This window comes from Rhizorhapis sp. (genome assembly GCF_035276005.1).
In the GTDB taxonomy this organism is placed as follows: Bacteria; Pseudomonadota; Alphaproteobacteria; order Sphingomonadales; family Sphingomonadaceae; genus Rhizorhapis.
On record NZ_DATEMB010000025.1, the window covers coordinates 52,810 to 59,044 of the forward strand.

Annotated in this window: 9 protein-coding genes; 1 reads left to right on the plus strand and 8 read right to left on the minus strand. The window is 57.4% G+C overall.

Annotated features, from left to right (window positions below; genetic code table 11):
- Nucleotides 1–59: 59 nt before the first annotated feature.
- The 8 genes from VJS46_RS06730 to VJS46_RS06765 all read right to left on the minus strand — a co-directional run bounded on the left by VJS46_RS06730 (nt 60) and on the right by VJS46_RS06765 (nt 5,523).
- Nucleotides 60–425 (minus strand): hypothetical protein, encoded by a 366-nt coding sequence (locus VJS46_RS06730; RefSeq protein ID WP_324058845.1) that lies wholly within the window; start codon nt 423–425, stop codon nt 60–62.
- 41 nt (nt 426–466) lie between these two features.
- Complete coding sequence (locus VJS46_RS06735) at nt 467–1,009, minus strand: hypothetical protein (protein WP_324058847.1); 543 nt, start codon at nt 1,007–1,009, stop codon at nt 467–469.
- Between the two features lie 27 nt (nt 1,010–1,036).
- On the minus strand, nt 1,037–1,297 hold the full coding sequence (locus VJS46_RS06740; RefSeq protein ID WP_324058849.1) for a hypothetical protein: 261 nt from the start codon (nt 1,295–1,297) through the stop codon (nt 1,037–1,039).
- Between the two features lie 113 nt (nt 1,298–1,410).
- Entirely contained in the window at nt 1,411–1,668 is a 258-nt protein-coding gene (locus VJS46_RS06745) for a helix-turn-helix domain-containing protein (protein ID WP_324058851.1), read from the minus strand.
- Nucleotides 1,661–1,876: a hypothetical protein gene (locus VJS46_RS06750; RefSeq protein ID WP_324058853.1), complete on the minus strand. Its 216-nt coding sequence runs from the start codon at nt 1,874–1,876 to the stop codon at nt 1,661–1,663. Before VJS46_RS06750 ends, VJS46_RS06745 begins: the two co-directional genes overlap by 8 nt.
- Before the next feature lie 959 nt (nt 1,877–2,835).
- Nucleotides 2,836–3,222: a hypothetical protein gene (locus VJS46_RS06755; RefSeq protein WP_324058855.1), complete on the minus strand. Its 387-nt coding sequence runs from the start codon at nt 3,220–3,222 to the stop codon at nt 2,836–2,838.
- Nucleotides 3,215–3,802, minus strand: coding sequence for a recombinase family protein (locus tag VJS46_RS06760; protein ID WP_324058857.1), 588 nt, complete (start codon nt 3,800–3,802; stop codon nt 3,215–3,217). Before VJS46_RS06760 ends, VJS46_RS06755 begins: the two co-directional genes overlap by 8 nt.
- A 965-nt stretch (nt 3,803–4,767) precedes the next feature.
- Complete coding sequence (locus VJS46_RS06765) at nt 4,768–5,523, minus strand: hypothetical protein (protein ID WP_324058859.1); 756 nt, start codon at nt 5,521–5,523, stop codon at nt 4,768–4,770.
- 78 nt (nt 5,524–5,601) lie between these two features.
- On the opposite strand from VJS46_RS06765, the gene VJS46_RS06770 reads away from it, so the two are divergent.
- Nucleotides 5,602–6,174, plus strand: a complete 573-nt coding sequence (locus VJS46_RS06770; RefSeq protein ID WP_324058860.1) for a toll/interleukin-1 receptor domain-containing protein — start codon at nt 5,602–5,604, stop codon at nt 6,172–6,174.
- Nucleotides 6,175–6,235: the final 61 nt, after the last annotated feature.

Sequence of the window (6,235 nt, forward strand, 5' to 3'; positions counted from 1 at the left end):
CGGGGCATTGGCCCGGATCGTTCGGAGGGATCGCCCGCCGTACAGGTCGGTCTTGAAGCTCACGCCGCAGCCTCCTGAAAGCCGGGGAACGTGAGCAGGCATTGGAAGACGCCCTTGATGGAGTGGGCCGACAGGCGGGGGCTGCCAGCCCGTTCCCAATCTGCCAGCGTTTCCGCAGCTACGCGCTCGGCCTCTTGTCGAGAAACCGGATCAAGGCCGTCGAGTGCAGGAGCGGGCCATTGCTTCCCGCCACTGCGGGGCCAGCGCAAATGGTAACGCTGATGCTGCCGCATCATTTCAGCAGCTTCCCACGCCTGCTCCTGTGGGTTGCTGAGTTCGTCCGGCTTGGGAACGCCGATGAACCATGTGGATACAGCGCCCCAACGGGCCTCTGCAACGGCAGCCTCTCCGTAACTTCTGCTCATCTGCCGCAACTCGTCTAGCGTTCGCGGCCAACGGGGGAAGGTCATGCGTTCGACCGGCTCGGCATAATAATCCGGTTCGCCCGCTTGGAGGCGCAGTAGGTCGCCATAGCCTCTGCCGGGTTATCGGGCGAAAGCTCCATGATGATGTTGGGGATTTTCTCCGGGTGCGCTTCGACAAGATAGCGGTAGGCGTCAGGGTAGGAGTGATCCAGCGTCGTGAAGTCGCTGGCCTTGTATTCGGTCATGACATTCTTGCGCCAGTCCATCGAGTATGCCAGCCGTTTCCAGCAGATTTCCCAACGGGCATTGAGCAATCCGCCCCCGCTGCGTTCCGGGAAATGATAAGAAATCGTCATGCTGTCGAACTGCGCGAACAAGGCGTCCCGCTCGGCCTTGGCCTCGGCAGCGGAAACCTCCGACAGCTTGGCAGTAAGTTCCTTGCCATCGGCCTCCAGCTTGTCGGCAAGGTGGGCAGCAGCTTTCAGCCGCTCAAAGAGGGTGGCGTCTTCCCGTGCCTTGGTGATCGCCAGCGAGTTGGCAGCCAGCGCATTGCGGATGCCCGCAGATGTAGTCAGGTTGTTCATTGTAAGTCCTTCGATTGTCGTTGTCTGTTACGCCCGTGGGCGTGAAGGCTGGTGCCGCTGGTATGTGAGCGGAGCCGGAGCCTGATTGGGATTGTCGCCAGCCAAAGCCTGCAAGATGGCGCGGGATGGCGGGCGACCGGGAGGCTTCCGCTTGACCCAATCGGGGAGCGGGATGCCAAGAATTTCCAGCGTATTTCTAACGCCGGTCATGACGCGGGGGTCATAGCCAAGGTGAGCAGCAGCTTGCGGGCTGCTGATCTTTTCGTCTGTCACCGTGTATTCGGCCACGGAGAACTCCTAATGAAATGCCGGGCTAATCTTTCCACGAATTTCAGAGAGATAGCGCAGGCGTGTGATTGGTTATCGTTAAGGGCCGGAGCCAAGTGCTGATGCGGCCAAGGCTAGAAGCCGCGCCGGACTGACCGGCCCACCGTGCGGGTATCGGGCCTGTCGGGTTCGGGCGGGTCGTCGGTGGTCGATGCCTCCGGCTCGGCCTGCCGCTGTTCATACCGGGCAACGGCCTCCGGCTGGATGCGCCAGAGCTTCTTGCCCAGCTTGAAGCCTTCTAACTCGCCGGATTGCAGCAGGTTATAGACATGCGTGGTACTCACGCCCCAGCGATCAGCCAGGACGGATACGGTCATGGGTTTGTCAGCCATTGTTCCTCCAAGTGTCGTCAGGTTCCCGGCCATCGTGCTCTTGGTCGGGGTCATCATCCTCTAGGTCCGGGTCGCCGTCCTGTGCGTCGATCAGGGCAATCATGACCTCTATGGCGCTCGCCAGCGTCCGCCTGTCGAATTGGGAAAGGACGCCGATCAGGGCTTGTCCGCCGCTCTTGCCGTGGAAGTCGTGAAGTGCAGCGGTCACGCTCTGGCCTCCCCAGCCATATGAGCGAGGATGCGGCTTGCCGTGGTCGGTCGCAGAGTGCGGCCCTGTCGAAGATCGGAGACTAGCCGGGGATCATTGGTTGCGTCCCTGCCAAAGCGGGTCGCTGCTGTGCCAGTCGTGGTCAGATGCCGCTCAATGTCCCTGAGCAGTCTAGTTCTGTTTATTTCAGTCACATTGCCCTCCGTTGTTATAGACGGTGCAGGCAATGCCAATTTGGACAGCTTGGATAAATAGCAAATCTATAGATCAGGACTGTTTCTATTCAACTGTGTTAAATTAGCAAATATAATAAAGCTGTCTTATACTTAGAAGATCATTGATACTGTGCTTATCATCAACAATCAGCAGCATAGAACCTCATCTGTATCGGGCCGGTGGATGCAATTGTGGCTTAGATTTGATAAGGCCCTACGCTGCTGAGTGCAGATAATCGAAGGACAGTAACAAGGGGCATGACAACCCTTGGAATGAGCCAGCGTCACCCACCAATAGCTCTGGCAGGATCATGCTGGTTCAGTCGAAAGGTTGACCCAGTTTCAGGATTAATCCGGGGAACTCTGTTCCCTAGTGTTATCCTAGATTGGGCTAAGCTGTTGACCCTGCCGTCGTCTCCTCCGTCCTACATAGATACAGAGGGCTGTATCCACGGGCAGAGAAGGCGACTGGATCAACGCGCGTTATCCTGAGATTAGGGATCGCTGTTGAGAGCCTGCCGTCGCAGCTAACCGGGTTGCCCCGGCGTCTCCTCGGCTTTCGCCTACCTTAACGCTGCTCACATTTTACGCCTGTGCGGGCGTGAATAAGGGGGTTTCTTTTATTCACCAAACGGTATCAAAACTAAATCGTTATAATTCAGCTATTTACCAGCCATTTTCAGGCATTTTTACCGAGCCGAAAATCAAAGAGAAAGGGCGGCAGCCATGCCACCGCCCTCGACCTCACCACTCGCCGGGTTTCTTGTTCCGGTATTGCTTCGGTATGACCCGGTTCGCTGCGCTGATGCAGCGGAAGAAGTTTTCCCACGATGGGTCTTGCTCGAATGTCTCGCTGGCCTCACGCGCCCAGCTTAGCAGGGTTGCGAAGTTCCGCGCTCCCTCGTCAAGAAGGTCTGCCTCCTCGATCTCCCGTTTAGTCCGCCATTCCGCCCGCTGCCGCTCGGCTTCCGCCCCGAAGTCCCGGCAATAATTGCTCACGGTTTTCGCGCTGATCCCGAACCGCTTTGCCGTCGCTGCAATGCTGGCCTTCCGCGCTTGCCGCCATCTGGCGACCGTCACCGGATCGACCTTGACCTTTCGGCCCTTCTTCACGTCACTCAATTCATTCATTCTCCATTTGAATTTGCCCGGCCCGCATGATCGCGGATGGGCTGACCCCGTATTCCTTCGCCAGCGCCCGCACAGAGGCTCCGGCCTGCCTTTTCAGGGCGATCTCCTCCTTGTGCTCCTCTGTGAGTGCTGACGGCCTCCCCAGCGCCTTCCCGGCAGCCTTTGCCCGGCTCAGTCCCGATTGGGTCCGCTCAATAAGCAAGTCCCGCTCGAACTCGGCCACGGCAGCGATGACGCCCATAGTCATCTTCCCTGCCGGGCTTGTCAGGTCCACGCCCCCCAGGGCGAGGCAGTGGACACGGATGCCTTCCCCGGCCAGCCGTTCGACCGTGGCCCGCACGTCCATTGCGTTGCGGCCCAGCCTGTCCAGCTTGGTCACGATCAGCACGTCACCGGCCTCCATGCGGTCCAACAGCTTCGCAAAGCCCTTGCGTTCCATCGCAGGCAGGGAACCGGAGACGGTTTCCGTCACGATCCGCTTAGGCTCCACTGCGAAGCCTGCGGCCTCAACCTCCCTGATCTGATTGTCTGTCGTCTGATCGCCCGTGCTTACCCGGCAGTATGCGAAAGCTCGTGCCACTCTGGCCTCCTGTTCCGAAAAGGTGTGCCGTTATTATGATCGTTCCGAAATGTGCGTCAAGCTAATTTTCGACACGGGCTTACAGGGTGTGCCGGAACCGACCGTTTTCGACACGGCCAGCTTCGCGTCCGCGTGCCAATGAACCGCACGCGCAGGGAAAACGACACCCGCACGCGAGGGCCTACGGGGGAAACCGGCTCGCGTCTGGTCGGAGTTGCCGTCTCGTGACAGCATACCAAATTCAGGTCGTGGACGTACTGGTCGCCGGACTTCCATGCCAAGATGTACTAACGAAGACGCGCAAACGCGCGGTACTGCGCAGGCTGTTCTTCAAGTGTTCGCCGCTATCCCCTTGACCGGAACCCTGATTCGTGGTCCCACAGCCCGAAGGGCGTCTGCCATTTCCCAGCATGACGTTTGTTTTGCTGGGAGGAGTATATGCGGCGCAATTCCGATGAAAATGTAACTCGGCAGGTTAGCGCCTTCCTGCGGCATGGGCATCCGTGGCTGGCGTTCTGGATCGCTCTGCAATCCGGTCTAACCCGCTGGATAGCAGGGGCGGCAATCTTACTGGGCGCATACAAGGTTGATGCTGCCACCCTACTATTATCTTTAATTCAATGATCCGTTCGCTGGTTCGGGCGGCATCGCAGACGGGCGCATACCAGCAAGGCAAATCCCCGTGCGGGGCCACAGTCGCGCTCCCTCCGTGCGGCCACGGTTTCCAAGCGTCTTACCCCACGTCTGACTAGGCTTCACTCCCGGCCTGCCCGCAAGGATGCGTCAGGCACGGCTATCCGCGTCCACAATCAGACTACTATGTCGATCAGGTTGGGATAGCTGCAAGGGCATCGTCATCATGCCTACGGCGCTGTATAGCCGCCTCCGTGGGCCAGCTAGGTTGCCCCGGAAGCCACGTCTATATCCGGGGGCAGTTTGTAACGCAACGCCCGTTTTAGCGAAGCTCACGCGCCTCGAATTTTCAATGTGGCGGGCATGTCGATCTTGATGCGAATGGGCGACATGCCATTGCCGTAGCGGATGCTTCCTGAACATTCCCAGGCCTGACGGCCTTCCATCTCGGTGGGGTGCGGCATGATTACATTCATTCCAGCCAACTTATCATCGCTGTGCTCTCCGAACATATGATGCGGGCTGCCCGGATAAATCTCACTCAATGATCCGGTTTTGGGATCATGGATGCTCAGGTAGAAAACGCGATCAAAGCGGGGCGGGGCATCGGCCAGTCTGCGGCGCATGATTTCGATAGTTATAGGGTCGAGCCAAAAGCCATGCTCCGTAGCATACAGAAGTAGGACGCGGTCATTGCCTCCTTGGTGGTCGGACTTGTCGTGTACCAACTCCAAAGCAAGTTTAGATTTTTCGCTTGGATGCAGCGAGGGAGGCGCGTTTTCAAACTTTGGCCCGTGGGTGTTCAGCGGGGCAAATTCGGCCAATTCTAGTAGCTTTTTACCCAAGGCCGTGCCGATGGTGAAATCAAGATCATATTCCGCATTTTGCTCTACGCTTTGTATCGGCGCGATTGACGGTTCGCTTTGACCCGCGACCCATTGCTCAAACGCTGATGCAAAGATGTCAGCGATCATCTGTTCGCGCGCTGCCTTTTCGTCGGGAAACTGGATCACTTCCCAAGCGGTTCCGCCCCCTCCCAATTTTATGGGGCCACTCATACCCTGCGGCTTCTTCCGTGATCCTGCCATCAAGATTGCTCCGTCAAGTAACTGGTAGCGCCAAGGGCGACCTATAGACGCCCTGCTTTGAAGAAGTTAGGAGCAAGTATGAACGAAACAACCTCCGCCGAACAAGAACATATCAGAGCGTTTATCTCCTACTCGTGGAGTTCGCTTGCACACGAGGCTTGGGTGATGCGGTTAGCCTCCCGATTAGTGGAGGACGGCGTTGACGTTATTCTAGACAAATGGAATTTGAAGCCGGGTCACGACGCTCATGCATTCATGGAGCAGATGGTCACGGACCAGTCTGTCTCAAAAGTGATGATGATATGCGACAAGGTTTATGCTGAAAAAGCCAACGGCAGGGCGGGAGGAGTTGGAGCGGAAGCACAAATTCTGACGCCAGACCTGTACGCGAAAGCTCAACAGGACAAGTACGCTACTGTTGTCACTGAGGTAGATGAAGCGGGAAAGGCGTTTGTTCCTACCTTCTACGGTGGCCGCATTTATTTTGATTTCTCGCAAGTCGAGTCCGAAGAAGCGAGTTATGAAGAACTTCTGCGATGGCTTTTGAATAAGCCCCGGCATGTTAAGCCAAAGCTGGACACCTCGAAGAACCGGATAATATTTGCGTTGGCCGGTAACGAAAGCGGCGTGCCGCGCAGTGTGGCGGCCTGAGAGGGTCATTTCTCGCTGATTTTGCTGTTGATGCGGTCTATCTGGTCTCATTTCCTGTCAT